Raw genomic sequence first — 23,606 nt, 5'->3', positions numbered from 1 at the left:
GCAAATGTAACAAAGCTTGTGGAGTGAAATTGTGGAGATGCATCCTGTTATTATTGTGATTTGGTAAGTTGATTGTATGGTTTTGTTTAAATCAGTATTAAGATTAATCAAATAAATTCAATTTTCATTAATGATTAAGCCAATATGAAATTATAGTGCTGATGTCATTTATGAATCTTGATGAGAAGAATCTTCAAGTTTTAATTGATTTGTAGACTCTCGCTTCTGTAAACGTAAATGTTCGAGATCACGAATATTTTTCTGGGTAGCCGTAACACCAAATAAGCTCAATAAAAAGGACATAATGTAATAACCTTTTTCGCTCAGGCTAAGTGTCGCATTCGATAAACTAAATAATAGTAACCCAATACAAATACCGACTGAGGTCCAACAAAGTGCAACGTAGATTGCAGTCACAGGTATATCTTCTAACTTATCACGCAATGTTTTTTGTAGGGATACAGCAGAGAAAAGACCGTAAAGTAAAATAACGAGATAAAAACCTTTTTCATGTAAAGGCATTGAAGCATTCCATAAGCCAATCATAAAACCAACAGCACCGATCACGACTGCAAGCCAACTTGCCCCAATAAATGCCAATGTTGGGCGGTTAATTAAATTACTCATATTGATTATCCTGTTGTTTTATCATTTTATTTGTCTCTCATATTTATATAGAACGGCAAAAAAGAGAACAAGAGCCTACAACTAAAAATGAACAATTTATGATGAAACGAAACTTGATCACGCAGTAGTGAAGTTTCACTATGTCATTTAAGCGGTAGAATCTGTAAACTATGCGCAATTTTTTGATTTTACTCATGCTTCAACTTTGTAATGGCATTGAGTCTTTGGATTTCGAGATATTCCGCCCATGAAAGCATCACTCCGCTTAAGACTAGATCAACTCTGTGATCGTCATGAAGAGCTGACGGCATTACTTGCTGATGTAGAAGTTATTTCTGACAACAAACGTTTTCGTAAATTGTCACGAGAACATAATGATTTAACTGAAATTACAGAAGTTTGGGGTAAATATCGTCAAGCTGAAGAGGATATTGAAACAGCTGAAATGATGAAATCTGATCCAGATTTCAAAGATATGGCAGAAGAAGAGATTAAAGAAAACAAGGCACTTTTAGTTGAGCTTGAAGAACAACTCAATGTGTTAATGATCCCTAAAGATCCTAATGATGCGAATGCTGCTTATTTAGAAATTCGTGCAGGGACGGGTGGTGATGAAGCTGCTATTTTCTCTGGCGATTTATTCCGTATGTATAGTAAATATGCTGAAACTCAGGGTTGGCGAATTGAAGTCCTGTCTGAAAATGAAGGTGAACACGGTGGTTACAAAGAAGTAATCTGTCGTGTTGATGGCGAAGGTGTATATGGTCGCTTAAAGTTTGAAAGTGGTGCGCACCGCGTACAGCGCGTACCTGCCACTGAATCACAAGGTCGTGTTCATACATCTGCATGTACAGTCGCTATTTTGCCTGAAGTAGATGTAGATACAACAGTCGAAATCAATCCAGCTGATCTCCGAATTGACACTTACCGAGCATCAGGTGCAGGTGGTCAGCACATTAACAAAACCGATTCTGCTGTTCGTATTACTCATATTCCATCGGGTGTGGTTGTGGAATGTCAGGAAGAACGTTCTCAGCACAAAAACAAAGCCAAAGCGATGGCATTACTTGTATCTCGTTTAGAAAATGCAAAACGTGCAGCAGCGGATGCAGCTACTTCTGAAATGCGCCGTGACTTAGTTGGTTCTGGTGACCGTTCTGAGCGTATTCGTACGTATAACTATCCTCAAGGTCGTATGACGGATCATCGTATCAATTTAACGTTATATAAATTAGACGCGATCATGGAGGGTGATTTAACCGAATTGCTGGATAGTTTGCATCGTGAATATCAAGCGGATCAATTAGCGATGCTTGCTCAGGAAAATGGCGGCTAATGAATATTGCTCAGGCATTAGAAATTAAGGGTGAAATTGATAGCTATGAACGTCAAGAAGCTGCGTGGCTGCTTGAACATATACTGGGTATCAATTCATTAGAGTTAAAACTAAGACTTGAGCAAGAGTTAACTGAAATTCAAGAGCAAGCTTATTTGAATGGGCTTGCTCGTATTGATCATGGTGAACCACTAGCTTACGTAACAGGTTCACAACCGTTTTGGACTCTGGACTTAAAAGTCACACATGACACATTGGTCCCACGTCCAGATACAGAAATATTGATTGAAACTGTGTTAAAGCTTGAACTTGATTCAACATCTAATGTCGTTGATTTAGGTACTGGAACGGGTGCTATTGCATTAGCTCTAGCAAGTGAGCGTCCTCAGTGGAAAGTTACGGCAACAGATATTTATCAACCTACGCTCGAAGTCGCACAGGAAAATGCCATTCGTCATGGTTTAACGCATGTTAAGTTTGCTTGTGGTGCTTGGTTTGATGCGTTAGAAAAACAATTTTTTGATCTAATTGTTTCAAATCCGCCGTATATCGATCCAGAAGATGTGCATATGCAAATGCTTAAATCAGAACCTGAACGAGCACTTATTGCTGATAAGCAAGGATTGGCGGATATAGAAACTATTATTGTACAAGGTAAAAATTGGTTAAATCCAAATGGATGGATTGTGCTTGAACATGGTTATGATCAAGGTGAAGCAGTCCGTACCATTTTTGAGAAAGAAGGTTTTAGCCAAATTCAAACCATCAAAGATTATGGTGGTAATGATCGTGTTAGCCTTGGACAGAAGTTGAATTAATCTTCAATATATTGTTTGACTGCTTCAGCTAATTGAATCTGACCCTGTTTTTCTAAATTATTTACCACGTTTACAGCATCAGCTTGGTCTCTATTTTGGCTAAGTTTGAATTTTCCAATCATGTGCTGGATTTCAATCTCTATACCAATTATTTCTTTGAGTTCTGCTGCGATGTAATCGCTAGGTGCATCAGACATTTTCCATGGTTTTTCTTGCTTGGCTTCATGTGTCCGAGTAAGTTTGGCGAGTATGCCCCGTAAGGATTTTTCATCTTCTAAAAATTTAATTTTCCCTTTTACGTGTACGACTTGATAATTCCATGTTGGTACATGACGGTGATGCAATTGTTTGCTTGGATACCAGTTGGGGGAAATATAGCCTTGTTCACCTTGGAAAATAACTAAAACATCAGTACCACTCTCAATCAAAGTATGCAATTCATTATTTCGTGCAATATGAGCGATAAGAATGGCGTGATTAGATTTAGGCTCGTGTAAAAGTTTAAAGGGTAAGTGATTTGCTTCTATACCATTCGTGCTGTGAGTGACTAATGTACCTAATGGATATTTTTCAATAAGTTGAAATAGTTTCTCAGTATTTTTTTCTTCAAAAATTTCAGGTAAATACATTTTTCAAACCATTCAGTCTTCAAATTGGTTAACAAGTAGTTTTTTGCTTGGGGATGTTTTTCGATAGCTACCAGGGCTTACACCACTCCATTTTTTAAAAGCACGATGGAAAGCACTTGGATCGTGAAAATTAAGATCATCACTAATACTTTGAATTGAATCATTCGTTTTGCTCAGACGTTCAATTGCAATATCACATCGAATATTATTTTTAAGCTGTTGATAGCTGACACCTTCTTGTTTTAGTCGACGTTGAATAGTTGCTGTGGACATATTCATTTGTTGTGCAATATCTTTTAACTCAGCCCATTCAGAAGGTGGTTGGAGAATCAATTGTCTGCGGATTTGTAGGCTTAATGAGTTTTCATTTTTAAAGCGCACAATTAAATTATATGGGGCATGTTTTAGAAACTCATTTAATGCCTGTTTGTCTTTCTTGATCTTATGCTTGAGATAGTGAGCATCGAATTCAATTTTATTCTGTTCAGCATTAAATTCTATATTTTCACAAAAGCGTACTCGATAATCTTGTATCTCAACAGGTTGGTGGCATCTAAATGACATTCGGTGAAAACTGATACGCTGATCGCTCAACCAACACATCAAACTATGTACGAGCATTAAAAAAGTCGAATAGGTAAACATTCGTTTGGGTTGATCACGGTCATGCAGGATAAGAAATGCTTTCGAACCTTCCTGAACTAATTCCCCATGAATGTCATCTAAAATCAAAGCTAAAAATTTTAAGATATCTTGTATAGCCTGTTCTAATGTATTCGCACCAAAAGCAAGTTTCGCCAATACTTTATAACTTCCTCGGCGCATTGGATGAGTATCCATGCCGAGAAATTCATCATTCATACTTTTTGCCAGTTCAACCCAAAGCTGTGCAGATTGGTTAACAGGGACTCGTGCTTTGGTTGAAGTTAATAATTCAGCTGAAATACCCGCTTTGTTAGCGATATTGACGATATTTAAGCCGCGGCTAGCTGCAACACTCAATGCTTCACGAATAAGTGCATTTGAAATCGTATCCTTTGCAGAATTGATATCTTGATTTGGAAGTTTGCTCATAAAAGATGAAATACAGGAGAGTGAATGAAATAAATGCTCAAAAATCGCATTAAATTTGCTACTTTTTGAAATTGTATCGGAAAAAAGTTGCCTTTACTCTTTGTTATAAAAATTTATCACTTTAATTTGATAGGAAACGTAAATGAAAATTCAGGGAAAACACTTTGTTATTACTGGCGGTGGTTCTGGTTTAGGCGCAGCGACAGCTGAATATTTGGTTCAGAAAGGTGCATCCGTCACTTTAGTTGATATGAATGCTGAAGTTGGAACTCAGCAGGCACAAGCATTGGGTGAAAAAGCTGAATTTGTCCAACTCGATGTTACGGATGAGCAAGCTGCTGAGCAATTTTTTAAAGATGTATTAGTCAAGCATGGTGCAGTGCATGGTTTAGTTAACTGTGCTGGGATCGGACCATCAGCGAAAGTTGTTGGTAAAGATGGTGTACACGATTTAGGTATGTTCTCTAAAACGCTTCAGATTAATGTCACTGGTACATTTAATATGCTGCGTTTAGCAGCGGAAGCCATGAGTAAAAATGAAGTTGCAGAAGGTGATGAAGATCGTGGAGTAATCGTCAATACAGCTTCGGTTGCTGCGTTTGATGGTCAAATTGGTCAAGCTGCATATTCTGCTTCAAAAGGGGCAGTAGTTGCCATGACTTTGCCGATTGCAAGAGAGTTAGCACGTCATGCAATTCGTATTATGGTGATTGCACCAGGTATCATGGAAACACCGATGCTTAAAGGTCTACCACAAAATGTACAAGATGCATTAGGTCAAATGGTTCCGTATCCATCGCGTTTAGGTCGTCCTGAAGAATTTGCGCGCTTGGTTGCACATATTGCTGAAAACTCATATTTAAATGGTGAAGTAATTCGCTTAGACGGCTCGATTCGTATGGCTGCAAAATAAAAATATCTTTATATAAATAAAAGCGATGATTGGTTCATCGCTTTTATGTTTTTAATAAGTAGTAAAATGTATCTTTGGTATATAGTTATTTGACCTGCTTTGGATTTGCTTATATTTTTGATAATGAAAATGATTATCAATTTATGGGATCTAATGATGCGTATGTTAAATAAAAGCCTATTTTCATTGATGTTATGTGCAGGATTAAGTTTGCCTGCCTATGCGGAATTTAAGCAAGCACCATTGCCTTACAAAAGTGATGCACTAGAACCTGCGATTGATCAAAAAACGATGGAAATACATTACGCAAAGCATCACAAAGCCTATGTTGATAATTTAAATGCTCAGATTAAATCCTATCCAGAGCTAGATAAATTAAGTATTGAACAAGTCCAAGCACAAATTTCTAAATATAATTCAGCAGTACGAAACAATGGTGGTGGGCATTTTAACCATGCTTTCTTTTGGGAAAGTTTAGCACCGACTAATAAAACTGGTAAGGTTAGTGCAAAGCTACTAAAACAAATCAATCAAGATTTCGGCTCATTTGAAGCCTTCCAAGATAAATTCAATCAGGCTGCAACAGGTCGTTTTGGCTCGGGTTGGGCATGGTTAATCTTGAATGATGCAGGTCAATTGGAGATTGTTTCAACGCCAAATCAAGATAATCCTTTGATGGATATTGTGGAGAAGAAAGGACAGCCACTTTTAGGTTTGGATGTTTGGGAACATGCTTATTATCTTAAATATCAAAATCGCAGAGCAGACTACACCAAAGCTTTTTGGTCTGTTGTAAACTGGAATACTGTAAACCAGCGTTATGATGCTGCAATTAAATAGTCTAGGACTTACGCATTGACGGATTCAAAAAAGTACTAAAATACTTTATAAAGTATCTGTGATCAGACGAATTAAACATGCTTCTACAGCAACTTGTACTCTACCCATTTATATGGGCTTTCTCATGACAGAACCGAACTCTATTAGCTGCACACAACTTGCCGAGACTTATAATATCTCGCATGATAGTGTAAATCGCTTTCTAGAGCGTGAAGATTACACACCTCACGACCTATATCAAGAATCAATTCAACATATTGATAATAACAAACTTATAGTCAGTATTGATGATACTGTTTTAGATAAACCATATAGTCAACATATGGACTTAGTTAGTTATTTTTGGTCAGGCAAACACCACCGATCCGTCAAGGGTATTAATCTCATTACCTTGTATGCGACAGATCAAAATGGTCAAAATATTCCAATTAATTTCCGAATTTATGACAAATCTGAAAGTAAAACCAAGAATGATTACTTTATGGATATGTTAAGTGAAGTACTCAGTTGGGGTGCAAAGATTCAATTTATTACAGGTGATAGTTGGTATTCATCGACTGGAAATTTAAAAACCATAAGAAAATATGGTATTCGATTTATGTTTGGTATCGACTGTAACCGTAAGGTTTCCCCAGAAAAAGGACAATGGTTTCAACTGCGTTTATTGCCAGATTTCCATCAGGGTCAAGTAGTCTGGCTCAAAGATTTTGGCTTTGTACAATTATTTAAGACTCAGTTAAAAGAACAGCAGAGGTTTTATATTGTGCATCAAGATGAAGATGATTTATTGTCCTTTGAGGGTTTTCATGAATTACATTCAAGTCATTGGAAAATAGAGCAATATCACCGGGTGATTAAACAGGTTTGTCATATTGAAAAGTTTCAAGTAAGACGATCTAAACTGATTTTGAATCATATTTTTTCAGCCTTGATGGCCTACGTTGAGATACAAAAGAACCAGTTTGAGCGGATCTTTGAAAATATATATCGTTGGCAGAAGAAATTATTTAGACCAATGATCAAAAACTTCATTGATGACTTTATTCTCGATAAAAATCATCTGCTACCACAGAGAATCTATAAATAATAGTGCGTAAGTCCTATAGTCTTTATATTATTCATGTGAGAAGCGATGCTGAGTGCATCGCTTCTGTGTTTGATTTACTCTGCTTTCACTTCTTCGCCAATTAAATAAAACGTACCACCAGCAATATAGTGTAGGCTTTTCAGGTTTTTATGCTCTTCCGAAAAATGCCAGTGACCATCGCGGAAAACACGCGTATCAGCCCAAGCAGCGATAACAGAGCCGATAAATAAATCATGGGTTTGCTGATTGTGTGCTTCTGGTATCAGCTTGCATATTAACCAACCAATACTTCCACTGACTAATGGTACAGAATAGTTTTCTTGATAAAAGACTTCAGTTTTACAGGTTTGTAATTTCTCAGGATCATCAAATTGACTGATGTTTCCAAGCTGATGAACCATGTTGAGTTGTTCATAACACGGAACCTGTAATGCAAAATAGCCACTTTTCTCCACGAGTTCTCTCGTCTTCGTGGTTTTGTCTAAAACCACAGTAACTTTTGCTGGTGAAAATTCTAAAGCACATGCCCATGCTGCCGCCATAACATTGACTTCATCATTATGCTGAGCAGAAACAAGTACAGTTGGACCATGATTAAGTAAGCGATAAGATTTAGATAACTCGACGGGGGCGATGTGTTGATTCATTACTTCATGTCCTAAAACAGCAATTCAAATGTATCTATATTTGATTTTAAGCGAAGGCTTATTCAAGCGCCCAGCGTTTAACTGCGCGATTAAAACTTGAAGTTGAAGCATAACCTAACTGTTTTGCGATTTGATCTTTTGAGGCGAAGGGACTTAACATCAATTTTTGTGCCTTTGTTTTGCGTACATCATCGTATAAGCTCTGAAAACTTACAGATTTTTCTTGAAGCATTCGTTGTAAAGTTCTTTTGGTAAGGTTTAATTTTTGAGCAACTTGATCAATTCCAAGTAAGCCCTCGATTGGATCATCGATTAGCTGTTTAACCCTATATAAAATATCCTGTGTGGCAACTAATTCATCGAGTTCTTTTTGACAAAGTTGTTTAAACTTTTCTGAAGTTAAAGGGTCTGAAAGACTCAATGGCTGAATAGCCACCAAAATTCTAGACACACATAACCATCTTTTGGACTGCCACCACTCTCCTAGACAAATTTCGTCTATTCTTTTTGCATAGGAGAGAACATTATGAGTGGACAACGATACACCCCAGAATTTAAAGATGAAGCTGTTAAATTGATTACCGAACGTGGATATTCTGTCACTGATGTGGCTGAACGTTTAGGTGTATCACAGCACAGCATTTATAAATGGCTAAAGGCCGTACAGCCTTTACGCAACAACCCTGATGAACATGAACTACTCGAAGCAAAGAAAGAGATCCTTCGTCTTAAAAGTCAGCTTAAGCAAACTGAAGAAGAGCGAGATATCTTAAAAAAGGCCGCAAGGTACTTTGCAAGCCTGCCCGAGTAAAGTATCAGTTTATCCTTGAGTACAGCCATCAATTTAAGATTAAAACGATGTGTCGGGTTCTTAAGATTGCTCGTGCTGGCTATTACGCCTGGCTACATGAACCCGAATCAGGCAGAACAATTGAAGACAAACGGTTATTACAACTGATCCGCTCTTCTTATGATGCCAGTTATGGCATCTATGGTTATCGTCGCATCACGCTGGATCTTAAAGAGCTAGGTGAAAGCTGTGGCCCCAATCGTGTGCTGAAGATCATGAAGAACAATGGCATTGCCGCTGTTCGAGGATATAAAAAGCATAAAAGTTATGGTTGTGGCCGTCCTCCGATTGTGCCACCAAATCACTTAAATCGAGAGTTCGCTGTGAGCACCCCTGATACTTCCTGGGTGACTGATATTACCTACATCCGTACTTGGCAAGGCTGGTTATATCTGGCTGTGGTTCTCGATTTATATTCAAGGAAAGTCATCGGTTGGTCAATGAAACCTACGCTTGCCAAGGATATCGTTTTGGATGCACTTTTAATGGCGGTATGGCGACGCAGACCCAATGAACCTGTGATCATACACTCAGACCAAGGCTCACAATACAGTAGCGGAGACTGGCAGAAATTCTGTCAAAAGCATAATTTAGTTCCGAGTATGAGTCGTCGTGGAAACTGTTGGGACAATGCTGTTGCTGAATCCTTTTTTAGTAGTTTAAAGAAGGAAAGAATTAAAAAGAGGATCTATAAAACACGAGAAATGGCCCGTGCGGATGTGTTTGATTATATCGAGATGTTTTACAATCGAATCAGGCGTCATTCGCATCTCGATGGGATGAGCCCAGAAGCATTTGAGACAGCTTCAAAATGAGGCGGTCTCATGTCTAGGATACTGGGAGCAGTCCAGTTAAAATTTCAAAATAAAACATAGAGTTATTTCTAAAAAAATAAAATAACCAAAGTTTTAATCTTAATTCATAAGTAATTGATTTTATTATGCTGTTAAAGAGTGCCTACAATATTGGGTTAAAACCTAGATATAGTCAAAGTTAAAATGTATGTATGGAAAAAATTATCTTCCATTAGCACATTCATATACTTAAAATCTAAAGTCTTTAGTGCTAGCAAGAGAATCAGTGTGTCAATTCATCCAGAAAACGAATTTGAATTAACTAATGATGAAATGCATCTTTATAGTCGTCAAATCTTACTTGATGGTTGGGATATTGAAGCTCAAGAAAAATTAAAATTAGCAAATGTACTGATTATTGGAGCTGGTGGAATAGGGTGTACTAGTGCGGAGCTACTCGCACGAGCAGGCGTTGGAAAAATTACGATTGTAGATGCTGATACAATTGAAATGAGTAATTTACAACGTCAAATTGCATTCACTCCAAATGATATCGGTCGCTACAAAGCCGAAATACTTGCAAAACACTTACAAGTGATTAATCCGCACATACATGTTAGCTATAAAAACATACGATTTGATGAAACGAATGCTGATGATTTAATACAGCATCAAGATGTAGTGTTGGATGGGTGTGATAACTTTACGACACGTTATTTAGCCAATGCGATCTGTAAGAAATATCAAGTCCCTCTAATTAGCGCTTCTGCAATCGGATTTGAAGGACAAATGTTCATGGTGGAGTCAGATTCTGCTTGTTATGAATGTCTATTTCCTAAAGAAGATCACGCAAATGAGGGTATGCGTTGTGCAGAGTCAGGCGTGTTAGCAACAACTCCTGTAATGATAGCGTCATTACAAGCACATCACACATTGCTATTTCTAGGCTTGGGATTAACACCACTGAAGCAAAAGCTATTACTCTGGAATGGTTTAAATTTATCGCAACGTATTCTTAAATTTGAAAAAGATGCAAATTGTCCAGTTTGTCGGGCAACTTAAACAGTAAAGTTTCTGAAATTTGCTAAACTAATGCCATCTATGAGGCAATGAAAGATTATGAAAAGAAATATCTTATTTGATGGATTGCGTTCTGTTGCACGGATAGGTGAAACAGTGATTGTTGCTGCCCAGGCAGGTGTGAAATATGCAACTGAGAAGCCAAGCAATGCAAAACTAATGCGTGAGACATTTGAGTCGCTAGGTTCTACATATATTAAATTGGGTCAGTTTATTGCAAGTACACCATCACTATTTCCTCGTGAATATGTCGAGGAATTCCAAGGGTGCTTAGACCAAACACCAACTTTACCGTTTAGCTATATCCAAGAAGTACTTGCACAAGAGTTTGAAGGTAAAAACTTGAATGAAATTTTTAGTTTCATTGATGAAAAACCATTAGCTTCAGCTTCTATTGCTCAGGTGCATGCTGCAAAACTTGTGACAGGTGAAGATGTTGTACTAAAAGTACAAAAACCAGGTGTTGAAACCATTCTTTATACTGACTTAAACGTCGTACATTGGGCGACTAAGCTATTAGAGCGTGCAGTTCCAAAAATTAAATTTGCGTCATTATCTGAAATAGTAGATGAAATCAAAACACGCATGGTGCGTGAAGTGGATTTTATTGAAGAAGCACAAAACTTGGATGACTTTGTACAGTATCTCAATGTTTCGGGCAATCAAGCTGCAACAGCGCCAAAAGTTTATCATCAGTTTTCAACGCGCCGTGTTTTAACGATGCAACGTTTATATGGCGTATCTTTGACTGATTTTGATGTGGTAAAAAAATACGCTAAAGATCCAACTCAAGTATTAATTACAGCGATGAATACGTGGTTTGGTAGTCTAATGCTATGTAAGAGTTTCCATGCTGATTTACATGCTGGAAATTTAATGCTCCTTGAAGATGGTCGTGTTGGTTTCATCGATTTTGGGATTGTAGGTCAACTAAAGCCTGAAGTATGGACGGCTTGCATGGCATTTATGGATGCTTTACAGCATACCAATTACGCTGCGATGGCAGAAAATATGCTTAAGATGGGGATGACGCATCATAAGATCGATACTCAAGTCTTAGCAGATGATTTAGAACGGTTATTTAGTGGTGTGCTACTAGCAGACCCTCAAGAAATTTTAAGTTCCAACCCTGCTGATTTGAATGACATCATGATGGACATGATTGGGGTTGGTGAGCGTCATGGCATCAAATTCCCGCGTGACTTCGCTTTGTTATTCAAACAAATGCTATATTTTGATCGTTTCATGCGAGTTTTAGCGCCTTATACTGATATTTATGCTGACCAACGTTTGAAAATGGTTCACAATATTGAACCTGCTTCATTTCTAAAGCATTAATTAAATTATCAGTTTATTGGGTCATTATGGATGCCATTATTATAGAAGGATTAAAAGTTGATACGGTGATAGGGTGTTTCAATTGGGAGCGCCAAATCATTCAACCTTTAATGTTAGATCTAACCATTCATAATGATCTTAATCAGGCTGCACAATCTGATGAGCTAGACGATACATTAAACTATGCACAAATATGTGAACTAGCTGCTCAAGTGATTCAACAAGCAAAACCTAAGTTAATAGAGCATGCAGCACAGTTAGTTCTTGAAAAATTATTTTTAGTATTTCCCTCGATTGAGTCAATTATTATAACAATTCGTAAACCCGCAATTATTGCACAAGCAAATGCAGTAGGAATTCGCCTTGAACGCAACAGAAACGATTTTTGCGCTCGCACTGGCGAGTAATGTTCAACAGCAGCAGAATTTCACTTTTGCATATGCTCAGCTTGCGCAATTAGGAAAAGTGGAATTTTCAGCGATTTATCAAATTCCTTGTAGAGATGCCGTAGGTGCAGACTATTGGAATTCAGCATGCTTATTAAAAAGTGAGCTGACCGTGGATGAAGTCTTGGATATTCTAAAGAATCTTGAAACTCAATCAGGTCGTGTTCGTCCATCTCATTATATTAGCTTGGACATAGACGTTATTGCTTGGGGGAAAGATTTAGAGCATATGCAATTCAATCCTAAAAAATTACCATTAGCAAATGATGTTAAAATTCCATTGCTTGAATTGTGGCAGCATGAAGCATTAAATTATGATGACAAGCTACAATATCCAGTCATCAAAATATAATTTTAAAGATTACGATAATAAAAGGACTCATTTATGAAAGTCATTTTCCTGCTTACAACATTGTCATTTTTGCTTTCTGGCTGCGCAGCAATGAGTGTTGAGCAATGTAAAACTGCAAATTGGTTTAATGTTGGTGAGAAAGACGGTTCGGCAGGTCGTGAATCTAGACTTGATCAATATTATTCTTCGTGCCAAAAAGCAAACATTACTCCTAATCAGAACTTATATGAAAAGGGTTATCAGAAAGGATTGAATTTTTATTGCCGTCCAGAGACAATCTTTGATGAAGCTTTGGAAGGACGTGGTGATTATCGTGTTTGTCCGATTGAAAAACGTGATTCATTACGTACATATTATCAAGTCGCGCATGAATACTACCAAGCTAATTCTGAGTTTGAACGTTCACAGACAGATATTAGTTATTATTTAAAAGAATTAGAGCGTAAAGATTTATCCGTAAAAGATCGGGATGATTACAAAAAGCGTTTATATGATTTGCGTTTAAATAGCAGTAGAGTCCAGTATCGTTATCAAGATGCTGTAAGAAATCTCGAGCGATTCAAAGCAGAGCGCGGATTACAGTAATTCATTCAAGAAAACTTGGTATATATAAATAGAACCCATTGAATAAATGGGTTTTATTTTTTGATTCAACAATTGTGATACATACATGTTGAGTTTATCAGTGTTTGAATAACTCTTATAAGCTTTTAAACGGTAATAATATGAGAAATATACTTCTTGTTTTGTCAATTCTTCCGAGTATCTTGATCACCAATCAAGCTTTTGCAATTGATGAAAAATATAGACACCAATTAGAACAATCAGGTTGTACTCAGCTGAGTGAATTGCAAGGTTGTGATATAAGAAAATCTAAATCTAAACAAGAGAATATAAAAGCAGGATTTGTAGAAAATAATACACAGGATGCACTGGAAGGTAAAAGAAGTATTGAACCACACTGGATCGCTGAAAGAACGGATGGGAAGATACTTGCTCGTATCAAAATTGATGATAAAGAGCGAGTATGGGTGAATGATTATCGAGTCATTGCAATTAAGAAAAAAGGTCAATTAACTTTTAGGCAGGGAAAAATTAATTACACGATTTTCACGGATCTGGAAAAAGGATCTGAAAGTTTCTGGTATGACCGTTACTCAAAAGATAAAGGAAAAATTGTTTTGCAATAATTAGTACTATTTTAATGAAGTGTAGGGAGTTACATCATCGCAACTCCCAGTATTACACAAATTTTAAAGGTAATAACTTGTTTTAGTCATCAATTTTGAGATGGCCGTCATCGTGATTCTAACAGGCACAGGAAGTTCTACGCCGCCAGCATTTAATGCTGTTTCGCGATGATGCAATTCATCTTCATTCATTTGTTCTAAAATTTTACGTGAACGTTCATCATGAGCTGGAAGCTGCTGTATATGCTCTTGTAAGTGTTGGCTGACTTGACGTTCTGTTTCAGCAACAAACCCCAAGCTATATTTATCACCTGCAATGCCTGCAATTGCACCCATACCATAAGATAAACCATACCATATCGGATTTAAAATGCTGGTATGACTGTCTAATTCTTTTAAACGATCTTCACACCATGCTAAGTGGTCTTGCTCTTCAAGTGCTGCTTGTTGCATTTCTTGTTTAACATGTGGAAGCTTTGCGGTCAGTGCTTGTCCATGATAAAGCGCTTGAGCGCAGACTTCTCCGCTATGATTAACTCGCATTAATCCCGCAACATGACGAGCATCGCTAACACATAACTGCGAAGGGGTTTCTTCTGCAGGATTGTTGCGTTGTGATGTCGTAGCACCAGGAACTAAGCTGCGTAATGCTTGGTCAAATGAATTGATCATCTTATCGAGACCTGTGTAATGACGCATATATTAATCCTCTAGAGTATGGGGAGCTTTTGCTAACAGAGGTTGTAAGCGCTTCAATAACCAAATTGAGAAAAAAGCACTTAAAACGGCTGTGATGATAAATAAGATTTTAATATCAATTTTTAAAATGCTTAAGATTAAAATTGAAAAAATTGCTGAACTGACCATGAAAACAGCGTTTAGAATATTGTTTGCAGCAACGACACGAGCACGATGTGAACGTGGTGAATATGCTTGCATCATGGCATATAGAGGAACGATATAAAATCCACCACTAATTCCAAGTAGCGTTACAGCGATCATGACATGGTAGTAAACCAAACCTTGCGTAAACATATCTTTTAAATTAAGAAGTTCACCAGTGCGTTCAGGTACAAATGCAAGACTTGCAGCTAAGTAAAGTGCAAATACAGTCAAACCAATTGCGCCATAAGGAACCATCTTGATATTGATGTCACTGCCACCGATCTTACGGCATAGTAATGAGCCGACACCGATCCCAACCGAAAAGAAAGTGAGTAATAAGCTTACGACATTTTCAGATGCATGAAGATTTTGTTGAGTGAGTTGGGGGATTTGAGTGAGGTACGTCGCACCATAAAACCAATACCAAGAGTTTCCAAGTAGAATCATGAATACAACAGGAATTTTTTTTACATAACTCAATGTCTGAAAACTGGTTCTAATAAAATTCCAATCAATTTTTAAATCAGGAGATGCAATCTTTTGCGGAAGAATAAAGCGACTGCTTAAATAGCCTAAGCAGGCAATGGTAACAACTGTGACACTAATCCACAATAAATTACCTTCTGAAGATGCAATAACAGCACCTCCTAAGATCATGCCAAGTAAAATTGCGATAGAGGTTCCAGATTGAAACAGTGCGTTTCCTGACATTAACTCATTAGGTTTTAATATTTCAGGCAAAATAGCATATTTGATGGGACCGAAACAGGTCGAATGTGTGCCCATTAAAAATAAAGCAAAAAGCAAAAGCCATAAGTTTCCGAGTAAGAAACCTGCTGTACCAATCAACATGATCACGATTTCAAGGATTTTAATAAAACGAATTAGTTGTGAACGTTCGTATTTATCCGCGATTTGTCCTGCTGTAGCAGAGAAGAAGAAATAGGGTAAGATGAATAGCAAGGCAGCTAAATTATTTAAAGTGCTAATCGGTGCGCTTTGTTGTTGGATCCACCCATAAGTTATGACCAAAAGAAGTGCTTGTTTATATACATTATCATTCAGTGCCCCAAAAAATTGAGTGAAAAACATCGGGACAAACCGACGTGATGTCATTAAGTGGTCATCTTGTTTCATCATGTGTTCACTTCATTGTGTTTTATAAAAAAATGTGACTTACTGTAAAAATACTAGAAAATGCATGTATGATACTTTCAATGTTTGATTGGATGAAAATCAAAGATTTGAAGAAATTTTCACCCATCAAAAAAAGATAAATTAAAAATAAGTTTAGAGTTTCACATGCCATCTAAAGATAAGTTTAAACAGTCAACACTGGTTCATTCTATGCATTTAATATTTAAAATGCAGGGATTTCCTAAACTTATTTGTAGTAGTTTTATAATTAGTTCTTTTATATCAGTTGCTTGTGCTCAAGAGCAAATTGCTGATATGTCTAAAATTAATTCAATAGAGACACCATCATCTTCTGATCAAACATTACAAACTCTAGCATCGGCTGATGTGAATGTGTCGGCAAAAGTAGAGCCATCGACTGTAACTGTTTCAGAATTAGATAGTCTCGCTGCATTAAAACAACAAGAACAAACAATCAATCAAATTGAAGAATTAAAACCTATACAGTTCGATGAAAATCTAGAGGATTTGCCAGTAGTTTCAGTTGATCAGAACATGGCAAACGAAATCTATCGTGTTGCAGAAGAAGCTAAAAATGAAGCTAAAAACTATCGAGCAAATGCCACACAAACCACAGTCAATGATGTTTCTCAAGCAGAACTGACAGAAATAACAAAAGCACCTGTAAACATCAATCAATTAATGCAGGAAATTCAGGCTGATAGTAAGATTGTTGTAGAAGCAAATGAAACTGGGAGAACATTAGCTGACTTCCAAGCTAAATCTGAACCAGCACCTGAAAAAGTTGGATTTTTTAAGAAAATTATTAATCGATTCAAACCCGAAAATATTTTAAATACGGACAAAGTTCCTCGTATTAGTGCAGATGTATCTGGTGCGCCACCTGAATTAGCAGCAAATATCAAAGCGAAACTTTCGAGTTTTACGCAAGAATCATTTGATGATTTTGCAGCAGCTTTACCTCAATTACGTGCATTATCAAATCAAGCAGCTCAAGCTGTAGGATATTACAATGCAGAGTTTAAGTTTGAAAAAGTCAGTGAAAGTAAAGTTAAAGTCAATGTTACACCAAATGAACCTGTAATTATCAACAAGCAAAATATAGACTTTACTGGAGCAGGTGAAAATTTACCTCAGTTTCAAGTTATTCGCTTAGTTCCGATCCAAGATGAAAAAGATATTTTTAATCATGGAAAATATGAAGAGACAAAAAGCAAAATTGTTAATACTGCTACAGATAATGGCTTCTTCGATGCATACTGGCGACTCCATGATGTGAAGATTAGTCAACCAAAAAAAATTGCAGATATTAATTTAAAATATGAAACAGGCGAGCGATATAAACTGAAGAAAGTTGAATATCGAATGAGTGATCCAAGTAAGCCTTTACCACTCACTCAAAAAGTTTTAGACAGTTTGGCACCTTGGAAAGAGGGTGATGATTATGCTTTTTGGCGTGTGAATCTATTAGCAAATAACTTAACGAATACACGATATTTTAACTATACCTTGGTTGACACAATTAAGCCTGATCCAATTCAACCACCTTTAGAGCTTCCTCCTGATTTGCAAGCTTTAGTCGATCAGCAACGTATTCAAGAATCTCAGTTATTAAATAGTCAACAAAAAGCAGATTTAGCTAGGCAGAAAGTCACATCCTCTCAAGAGGTTACACAAGATGTAGTTGATGAATCCCAGTTCTCTGGGGGGCAAGCTGCTCAGCCATATGCTTTGGCTAGAGCGATGCCACTTGCTCATGACCATGATGATGAAGAGGAAGAACGTCAAAAATTAGAACAACAAACTCGTATTGAGAAAAAAATTCCTGTAGTCGTGACTTTAAATGCAGATCGATTGAATAGCTTAGAGACAGGTATTGGTTACGGAACTGATACGGGTGCCCGTATTCGTAGTCAATACAGACGTGCAATCGTAAATAAATATGGCCATGCATTTGATGCCAATATTGAACTTTCACAAATTCGTCAATCAATCGATGGTCGTTATAGTATTCCATATAAACATCCACTCAACGATTACATTAACTTAGTTGGTGGTTATGAGCGTGAAGAACGTGATGATATTGGTCCTGATATAAATCTATTGGTTGAATCAGCAGTTATAGGTGGAGAGCGAATCATTAAGAATCCTCTTGGTGATTGGCAACATACGATGGGTTTTCGTTATCGTCTAGATCGATTAACAAAAAAAGGTGATGTCAATGTTGACGAATTACCTGATGCATTTAAAGTTTCAGGTATTGATTCAGAACAAGAGTCATTGTTATTCGGTTATGAGGCATCGAAAACGAATGCAAACTCTCGGTTAAATCCGACAAAAGGATTTAAGCAAACTTATAAAGTCGAATTGGGATCAGAATCCTTATTATCTGATGCTAACATGGCTATTTTAACTGCTGGATGGCGATTTATTTATTCATTAGGTGAAAATGAAGACCATCAGTTTGTAGGTCGTGGCGATGCTAGTTATATTTTTACCGATGATTTCAATAAAGTTCCTTATAATTTAAGATTCTTTACAGGTGGTGATCAATCATTACGTGGTTTTGACTATAAAAGCTTATCACCTGAAGAAGATGGCTATAAAATTGGTGGTCAAGCCCTAGCTGTTAGCTCATTTGAATATAATTATCAATTTAAAGATGGTTGGCGAGCAGCCATATTTTCCGATTTTGGTAATGCTTATGATAAACAATTTAGCAACCCTACAGAATATAGTATAGGTGTTGGTATACGTTGGCGCTCACCAATTGGTCCAATTCGACTGGATGTCGCTTCTGGTATATCCAACGACAATAATCCAATTCGTTTACACTTTTTTATTGGTCCACAACTTTAATAATCTTAAACAAAACCTATTCAAAGGTTAAAAAATCAGGTTGATTATGTCGGAAGTAGAACAGCAATTAACGCCTTCAAATGGACCGAAAAAACAGCGTCATACGATAAGAACTATTGTTTTAGTCCTGTTAATGACGCTTGTAGTACTTATCAGTTCATTACTTGTCATGATGTCTACGGATAAAGGCAGCCGTTTTCTACTTGATCGTGTTTTGCAAAGTCAAAAGATGATTCGTTATGAATATGAAAGTGGTAATTTACTTTCAGGAATCATTTTAAAAAATGTTCTTGTCCAACTGAAAGCTGTAGATGTTTCACTTGATCGTGCTGATGTATCTTTGGGTTGGCGTGCAGTATTCAAAAAAGAAATACATTTAAGCCATGCTGATGTTCAAAATTTCAAAGTTATTAATAAAAAGCCACCATCAGGAAAACCATTTGCATTTGATGCAATCAAGCTTCCTTTTGTATTAAGAGTTGATGAGGCGAATTTAGATCATTTGGTCATTAAGACAACAACATCTGAAGTGAAGTTTAATGATATTTATTTGAAAGATGCCCTATGGTCAGGTACCAAATTAGAGTTTGAAGACTCACATATGGACATGGGATATTTGGCTGTAAAGAATGCGACAGGTCAGATGGATTTTAGTGGTAAATATCCGATTGATGCAAAAGCTGATCTTATTATTCCATCTCTTAAAAGTTTAGATATCAATGTCATAAAGGTAGTTGCTTCAGGTACATTAGATACGCTAAAAGCAGGTGTAGCAACGCAAACACCAGATTTGGTCACAGGCTGGACTGTTTTACATCCAGTACGTGATGGTGTGCCAATGCAGGGCGAGCTTTTATTCAAAAACTATCATTTGCCTTTATTAAAAGAACAAAAATTATTTGCTAAAGATGGTGTTGCACGTTTTAACGGTAACATCAAAAAACTTATTTTAAGTTTAGATACCGATCTTAAAGGTGAGCAAATTCCTGAAGGAAAATATAATGCTTTGATGGAAACGGACCTTAGAAACCAGTTAAATATTCAGGATTTTAACGGTCAGGTGATGAATGGTAGCGTTTCACTAAAAGGGATTGTAAGTTGGAAAGATCATGTTGCATGGGACATTAAAGGTCGACTTGATCGACTTAATCCTAAAAATAAAATCATCCCTCAGGTAGCTCAAGACTTTTTGCCACCAACGTTGGACGCAAATCTGAGTTCAATTGGTTCTATGGAAAAAGGGTTGGCATTGAATGCACAGCTGGCTTTTGATCAATACGAGACTTGGAATGTAAAACTTAATCAAGCAAAAGCGATATCCAATAAACCTCAACCGATGCTACTTGATATTGCTTGGCAAGGAATTGATCGAGCAGTGCCATATATCGGATGGTTAAGTAGTGATAATGGTCAAACCAACATTACACTTAAAGAAGGTCAGCAAGATATCTTTGTTTCGACTACTGTAAAGCCACATGAAAAAACAGTATTGCCAACGGGTAAATATGATGCTCGCTTAGATGTTAAAGGTAGTTTGTTAGATATCGAAAATTTTCGTTATCAGGCAGAAAATGGAAGCTTATCGGGTCTAGCAAAAATTAAACTTCCAACTGAAAAACAGCAACTCTCATGGAATGCAACGCTTAAAGCAGATAATTTCAATCCGCAAACTGTAGCTACAGCGGCACCAGTAAATTTATTAAATGGACAAATTGTTGCTAAAGGTTTTGCTAAACCAAATCAGCAGATTATTCAATTTGATAATATTGATTTAAATGGTCAGTTAGCCCAATCAAATACATCTGAAAAAATTGCAATTAAAGGGAAAAGTACAGTAGCTTTAATTTTCCATGATCAAAAAAATGGTGGTGGATTTAAGAGTTATGCGGTTCAGTATGATGGTTCATTAAATGCTTTAAATCAGGCAAATGGATTATTAAAAATTGATGTTGCTGGCACACCAGATTACGTCAAAATTAATGAGTTAAAGCATGATGGTGTGGCTGGTAAATTATTTGCAACAGGTTCAGTCAATTTAAAAGATAAATTAGGTTGGAATATCGAAACTTCATTAGTTCGTTTCAAGCCCCAATATTTTGTTTCTAGTGTCAAAGGTGAAATTTCAGGACATGTCAAATCACAGGGTGTGTGGTCTGATGACCTAAAACGAGTTGATATACGTCAACTCAATGCCGCAGGTTTTATTAACAATAAACCAGTTCGAGGACGAGGTAATTTAACACTTTTGCTTGATTCAAATCAAAAAGGGTTCTTACCACAACAGTTTGAAGCAAATGATTTATTTTTTGCATATGCACAAAACCAATTACAAGCAACAGGTAATGCACAAAGCTTAAAAGTTAAATTAAACGCACCAGCTTTGTATGAAATCTATCCGGGATTGCAAGGTCGAGCGTATGGTAATTTAAATATACAATCTCAACCGAAACTGAAAGCAACAGCAAACATCGCTGTAGATAATTTTGCATTTAACAACCTAGTTAGTATTAAGTCATTACGTGTGCAAGGCGAACTACCAACTTCAGAGACGACACCAACGATTTTGACTGCGAAGGTAAATCAAGTACGCAATGGAAATCGTGAAATTGAAAATGCAGTTGTGAATCTCGCTGGTACTCGCAAAGCGCATTTGTTAAAAGTCGAAAGTAAAAATAAGCAGTCTAATTTTTATGTTCAACTCGCAGGTGGATTTAATCAAAACAACGATTGGTTAGGTCAGTTGCAAAAAGGTAATTTCACTTCGCGTAGAATTAGTCTAGTACAAAATCAAAGTGCGCCGATTATATATACCTCATCTGCTGCTGAACTGTTTGTGGGGCAGCATTGTTGGTCAAGCTCTCATAGCCAGTTATGCCTTGATCAGGCTGCACGTATAAGTAAAACTAAAGGAAATGTTTCTTTTCTCACAAAAAATCTTGATTTAAATGATTTTGCCGCATTTATGCCAGAAGGTTTAGCTGTTACAGGACAGTTAAATGGTTATGCACGTGCATCATGGGCAAATGGTACGCGACCAAAATTAGATGCGACATTAGTAACTCGTAAAGGTGAAATTGGTCTTGCTGCTGCTGATCCCCAAGATCCTGCGACAACAGTCACTTATGATGAACTTAGTTTGATAGCAAAAAGCGTTGGCGAAGGATTGTTATTCAGAGTGGATATGAAAACACCTGATATTGGAACAGGTTATGCCAATGTGATTATTAATCCATTCCAAACAAATATGCCAATGCGCGGTGAAATTGCTTTTGATGAAGTTCAGCTCAAAGTATTTAAGCCATTTATTAAAGATGTACGTTCTATGGCTGGCACCTTATCGCTTGCTGGAAAAGTGGACGGAACTTTAACACAACCACAATTTACAGGTGAAATGCGTTTGAAAAATGGCGCTATTAGCATGATTTCATTACCTGTGAATTTAAATAATATTCAGCTTTACTCTTCGATTCGACAAGATTCAGCAAGCATAGATGGTGCATTTAATAGTGGACAAGGTGTAGGTCGTTTAAAAGGGAGCTTTGACTGGAAAAATGATCCTCATTTAGCATTAACACTTAAAGGCGATAATCTATTAGTTCGCCAAGCACCAATGATTACAGCGATTGTTAAACCCGATTTAAGCCTGGATGTTTATCCATTTGCTCAACGTTTAAGTTTAAAAGGTACGATTGATGTTCCTCGTGCTCGTATTTCCATGCCAGAAAGTTCAGCAACGGTGGTGAATGTTTCTCCTGATGTACGCGTTGTGCATCAAGGACAAGATTTACTCGCTACTTTAAAAGCAGCGAAACCATGGGATATCCGAGCTGATATGACGGTAAATCTAGGTAATCAAGTTATTTTCCAAGGCTTTGAAAGTAATATCCCATTGGTCGGACGTCTACATCTGTCACAACGTGGTTTAGAAACAGCCATGCGAGCAAATGGTGCAATTGGTGTAAGCCAGAAAGTGAAGATCGAAGCTTATGGTCAGAGTCTCGACTTGAATCGTGCAATTGCTCGTTTTAATGGACCTCTTGCAAACCCAACCTTAGATATTGATGCAAATAAACCTGTACAAGGAAGCATGGTTGGTGTGCGTGTTACGGGTACAGCGACCGTCCCTAATGTTCAAGTGTACAATGATGCAGGTCTGTCTGAGCAAGAAGCACTCAATGCATTATTAACAGGACGTATTAATGAAGGTGGTAGTGGTTTAAGTAACACTGAAGGATTCAAATCTGATGTTAATAATACAATCGCTGCCGCTGGGATCAGCATGGGTTTAGGTGGAACTAGAGCTTTAACGAATCAAATTGGACGAACTTTTGGCTTAAGTGGATTGGCATTAGATGCTCAGGGAACTGGCGACGATTCCCAAGTGAGTTTAACGGGTTATATTACCCCAGACTTATTTATTCGTTATGGTATTGGTGTATTTACACCTGTCAATAAATTGACTTTGCGATATCAAATGAATCGTCGACTTTATCTGGAAGCAAGTCAGTCCTTAGAACGAGCTATCGACTTATTCTACAACTGGCGCTTCTAGATAAACATTATAAAACCTGCCTTGTTTAGATAAGGCAGGTTTTTTTATAGTACTTTTACAATATAAATGTGATATTGTTATATATAAGTAATTGAAAAATATAGATAAATGACATTTTTGGGAGGAAGGGG

General features: G+C 37.0%; 20 protein-coding genes and 1 pseudogene. 14 read left to right on the top strand and 7 right to left on the bottom strand.

The features are described 5' to 3' along the window. Positions 1-168: 168 nt before the first annotated feature. A complete protein-coding gene (gene yiaA, locus R2H34_RS10160; protein WP_004915237.1) occupies positions 169-627 on the bottom strand; it encodes an inner membrane protein YiaA in 459 nt (152 codons plus the stop codon). A gap of 247 nt (positions 628-874) precedes the next feature. Between yiaA and prfA the strand changes: the two genes are divergently transcribed. Continuing rightward, positions 875-1,963: a peptide chain release factor 1 gene (gene prfA, locus R2H34_RS10155; RefSeq protein WP_004953903.1), complete on the top strand. Its 1,089-nt coding sequence runs from the start codon at positions 875-877 to the stop codon at positions 1,961-1,963. Continuing rightward, complete coding sequence (prmC, locus tag R2H34_RS10150; RefSeq protein WP_042893660.1) at positions 1,963-2,781, top strand: peptide chain release factor N(5)-glutamine methyltransferase; 819 nt, start codon at positions 1,963-1,965, stop codon at positions 2,779-2,781. The genes prfA and prmC overlap by 1 nt, the downstream gene beginning before the upstream one ends. On the opposite strand, the gene R2H34_RS10145 is transcribed toward prmC, so the two are convergent. Both R2H34_RS10145 and R2H34_RS10140 read right to left on the bottom strand, forming a co-directional pair. Then, positions 2,778-3,410, bottom strand: coding sequence for an FMN-binding negative transcriptional regulator (locus R2H34_RS10145; RefSeq protein WP_042893662.1), 633 nt, complete (start codon positions 3,408-3,410; stop codon positions 2,778-2,780). The two genes, prmC and R2H34_RS10145, sit on opposite strands and share 4 nt — an antisense overlap. A gap of 12 nt (positions 3,411-3,422) precedes the next feature. Further along, the gene (locus R2H34_RS10140; RefSeq protein ID WP_042893664.1) at positions 3,423-4,484 is read right to left on the bottom strand and encodes an AraC family transcriptional regulator; all 1,062 of its coding nucleotides are present in this window, start codon (positions 4,482-4,484) and stop codon (positions 3,423-3,425) included. A 142-nt stretch (positions 4,485-4,626) separates the two neighbouring features. On the opposite strand from R2H34_RS10140, the gene R2H34_RS10135 reads away from it, so the two are divergent. From R2H34_RS10135 to R2H34_RS10125, 3 genes are all read left to right on the top strand, one after another. After that, complete coding sequence (locus R2H34_RS10135) at positions 4,627-5,397, top strand: 3-hydroxyacyl-CoA dehydrogenase (RefSeq protein ID WP_004953914.1); 771 nt, start codon at positions 4,627-4,629, stop codon at positions 5,395-5,397. A gap of 156 nt (positions 5,398-5,553) precedes the next feature. Then, positions 5,554-6,237: a superoxide dismutase gene (locus tag R2H34_RS10130; RefSeq protein WP_042893666.1), complete on the top strand. Its 684-nt coding sequence runs from the start codon at positions 5,554-5,556 to the stop codon at positions 6,235-6,237. 58 nt (positions 6,238-6,295) lie between these two features. Continuing rightward, on the top strand, positions 6,296-7,324 hold the full coding sequence (locus tag R2H34_RS10125; protein WP_080632252.1) for a transposase: 1,029 nt from the start codon (positions 6,296-6,298) through the stop codon (positions 7,322-7,324). A 74-nt stretch (positions 7,325-7,398) separates the two neighbouring features. On the opposite strand, the gene R2H34_RS10120 is transcribed toward R2H34_RS10125, so the two are convergent. Together R2H34_RS10120 and R2H34_RS10115 are read right to left on the bottom strand one after the other, a co-directional pair. Then, positions 7,399-7,971 carry a flavin reductase family protein gene (locus tag R2H34_RS10120; RefSeq protein WP_042893821.1) on the bottom strand — a complete coding sequence of 191 codons (573 nt, stop codon included), beginning with the start codon at positions 7,969-7,971 and terminating at the stop codon, positions 7,399-7,401. A 58-nt stretch (positions 7,972-8,029) separates the two neighbouring features. Next, positions 8,030-8,398 (bottom strand): annotated as a pseudogene (locus tag R2H34_RS10115) (helix-turn-helix transcriptional regulator); the annotation flags it as partial. A gap of 99 nt (positions 8,399-8,497) precedes the next feature. On the opposite strand from R2H34_RS10115, the gene R2H34_RS10110 reads away from it, so the two are divergent. The 7 genes from R2H34_RS10110 to R2H34_RS10080 all read left to right on the top strand — a co-directional run bounded on the left by R2H34_RS10110 (position 8,498) and on the right by R2H34_RS10080 (position 14,021). After that, positions 8,498-9,636, top strand: a protein-coding gene (locus R2H34_RS10110) for an IS3 family transposase (protein ID WP_100223103.1) whose coding sequence is annotated in 2 segments (ribosomal slippage) — positions 8,498-8,756 and positions 8,756-9,636 — 1,140 coding nt in all. Because the reading frame shifts where the segments join, the coding sequence is not laid out codon by codon here. 312 nt (positions 9,637-9,948) lie between these two features. Further along, positions 9,949-10,677: a HesA/MoeB/ThiF family protein gene (locus R2H34_RS10105; RefSeq protein WP_153569912.1), complete on the top strand. Its 729-nt coding sequence runs from the start codon at positions 9,949-9,951 to the stop codon at positions 10,675-10,677. 57 nt (positions 10,678-10,734) lie between these two features. Then, positions 10,735-12,033 (top strand): ABC1 kinase family protein, encoded by a 1,299-nt coding sequence (locus R2H34_RS10100; RefSeq protein WP_042892714.1) that lies wholly within the window; start codon positions 10,735-10,737, stop codon positions 12,031-12,033. A gap of 26 nt (positions 12,034-12,059) precedes the next feature. Beyond that, positions 12,060-12,440 carry a dihydroneopterin aldolase gene (folB, locus tag R2H34_RS10095; protein WP_004911755.1) on the top strand — a complete coding sequence of 127 codons (381 nt, stop codon included), beginning with the start codon at positions 12,060-12,062 and terminating at the stop codon, positions 12,438-12,440. Continuing rightward, positions 12,397-12,831 carry a 2-amino-4-hydroxy-6-hydroxymethyldihydropteridine diphosphokinase gene (locus tag R2H34_RS10090; RefSeq protein WP_004911752.1) on the top strand — a complete coding sequence of 145 codons (435 nt, stop codon included), beginning with the start codon at positions 12,397-12,399 and terminating at the stop codon, positions 12,829-12,831. The genes folB and R2H34_RS10090 overlap by 44 nt, the downstream gene beginning before the upstream one ends. Before the next feature lie 33 nt (positions 12,832-12,864). Further along, on the top strand, positions 12,865-13,416 hold the full coding sequence (locus R2H34_RS10085) for a DUF2799 domain-containing protein (RefSeq protein ID WP_042892711.1): 552 nt from the start codon (positions 12,865-12,867) through the stop codon (positions 13,414-13,416). A gap of 140 nt (positions 13,417-13,556) precedes the next feature. Next, positions 13,557-14,021: a hypothetical protein gene (locus R2H34_RS10080; protein WP_042892707.1), complete on the top strand. Its 465-nt coding sequence runs from the start codon at positions 13,557-13,559 to the stop codon at positions 14,019-14,021. A 63-nt stretch (positions 14,022-14,084) separates the two neighbouring features. Here the strand turns inward: R2H34_RS10080 and coq7 are convergent, their stop codons facing one another. Further along, complete coding sequence (gene coq7 / locus R2H34_RS10075; RefSeq protein ID WP_042892706.1) at positions 14,085-14,720, bottom strand: 2-polyprenyl-3-methyl-6-methoxy-1,4-benzoquinone monooxygenase; 636 nt, start codon at positions 14,718-14,720, stop codon at positions 14,085-14,087. Positions 14,721-14,723: 3 nt separating this feature from the next. After that, positions 14,724-16,046, bottom strand: a complete 1,323-nt coding sequence (locus tag R2H34_RS10070) for an MFS transporter (protein WP_004962381.1) — start codon at positions 16,044-16,046, stop codon at positions 14,724-14,726. 162 nt (positions 16,047-16,208) lie between these two features. Between R2H34_RS10070 and R2H34_RS10065 the strand changes: the two genes are divergently transcribed. Next, the gene (locus R2H34_RS10065) at positions 16,209-18,923 is read left to right on the top strand and encodes an autotransporter assembly complex protein TamA (protein ID WP_151711520.1); all 2,715 of its coding nucleotides are present in this window, start codon (positions 16,209-16,211) and stop codon (positions 18,921-18,923) included. Positions 18,924-18,969: 46 nt separating this feature from the next. Further along, positions 18,970-23,475 carry a translocation/assembly module TamB domain-containing protein gene (locus R2H34_RS10060; RefSeq protein WP_318342257.1) on the top strand — a complete coding sequence of 1,502 codons (4,506 nt, stop codon included), beginning with the start codon at positions 18,970-18,972 and terminating at the stop codon, positions 23,473-23,475. The last annotated feature ends 131 nt before the right edge of the window (positions 23,476-23,606 follow it).

It is taken from the genome of Acinetobacter sp. 16 (assembly GCF_033439925.1).
In the GTDB taxonomy this organism is placed as follows: Bacteria; Pseudomonadota; Gammaproteobacteria; order Pseudomonadales; family Moraxellaceae; genus Acinetobacter; species Acinetobacter junii.
The sequence above is the reverse complement of the archived record's forward strand: the minus strand, read 5'-3'. Positions and strand labels throughout refer to the sequence as shown.

Excerpts from the sequence above, each read along its gene's own strand:
- R2H34_RS10105 (WP_153569912.1), top strand. The coding sequence starts at position 9,949 with ATGCATCTTTATAGTCGTCAAATCTTACTTGATGGTTGGGATATTGAA.
- coq7 (WP_042892706.1), bottom strand. The coding sequence starts at position 14,720 with ATGCGTCATTACACAGGTCTCGATAAGATGATCAATTCATTTGACCAA.
- R2H34_RS10145 (WP_042893662.1), bottom strand. The coding sequence starts at position 3,410 with ATGTATTTACCTGAAATTTTTGAAGAAAAAAATACTGAGAAACTATTT.
- R2H34_RS10130 (WP_042893666.1), top strand. The coding sequence starts at position 5,554 with ATGCGTATGTTAAATAAAAGCCTATTTTCATTGATGTTATGTGCAGGA.
- R2H34_RS10120 (WP_042893821.1), bottom strand. The coding sequence starts at position 7,971 with ATGAATCAACACATCGCCCCCGTCGAGTTATCTAAATCTTATCGCTTA.
- R2H34_RS10100 (WP_042892714.1), top strand. The coding sequence starts at position 10,735 with ATGAAAAGAAATATCTTATTTGATGGATTGCGTTCTGTTGCACGGATA.
- R2H34_RS10070 (WP_004962381.1), bottom strand. The coding sequence starts at position 16,046 with ATGATGAAACAAGATGACCACTTAATGACATCACGTCGGTTTGTCCCG.
- prfA (WP_004953903.1), top strand. The coding sequence starts at position 875 with ATGAAAGCATCACTCCGCTTAAGACTAGATCAACTCTGTGATCGTCAT.
- R2H34_RS10080 (WP_042892707.1), top strand. The coding sequence starts at position 13,557 with ATGAGAAATATACTTCTTGTTTTGTCAATTCTTCCGAGTATCTTGATC.
- R2H34_RS10085 (WP_042892711.1), top strand. The coding sequence starts at position 12,865 with ATGAAAGTCATTTTCCTGCTTACAACATTGTCATTTTTGCTTTCTGGC.
- R2H34_RS10140 (WP_042893664.1), bottom strand. The coding sequence starts at position 4,484 with ATGAGCAAACTTCCAAATCAAGATATCAATTCTGCAAAGGATACGATT.
- folB (WP_004911755.1), top strand. The coding sequence starts at position 12,060 with ATGGATGCCATTATTATAGAAGGATTAAAAGTTGATACGGTGATAGGG.
- R2H34_RS10060 (WP_318342257.1), top strand. The coding sequence starts at position 18,970 with ATGTCGGAAGTAGAACAGCAATTAACGCCTTCAAATGGACCGAAAAAA.
- prmC (WP_042893660.1), top strand. The coding sequence starts at position 1,963 with ATGAATATTGCTCAGGCATTAGAAATTAAGGGTGAAATTGATAGCTAT.
- yiaA (WP_004915237.1), bottom strand. The coding sequence starts at position 627 with ATGAGTAATTTAATTAACCGCCCAACATTGGCATTTATTGGGGCAAGT.
- R2H34_RS10065 (WP_151711520.1), top strand. The coding sequence starts at position 16,209 with ATGCCATCTAAAGATAAGTTTAAACAGTCAACACTGGTTCATTCTATG.
- R2H34_RS10135 (WP_004953914.1), top strand. The coding sequence starts at position 4,627 with ATGAAAATTCAGGGAAAACACTTTGTTATTACTGGCGGTGGTTCTGGT.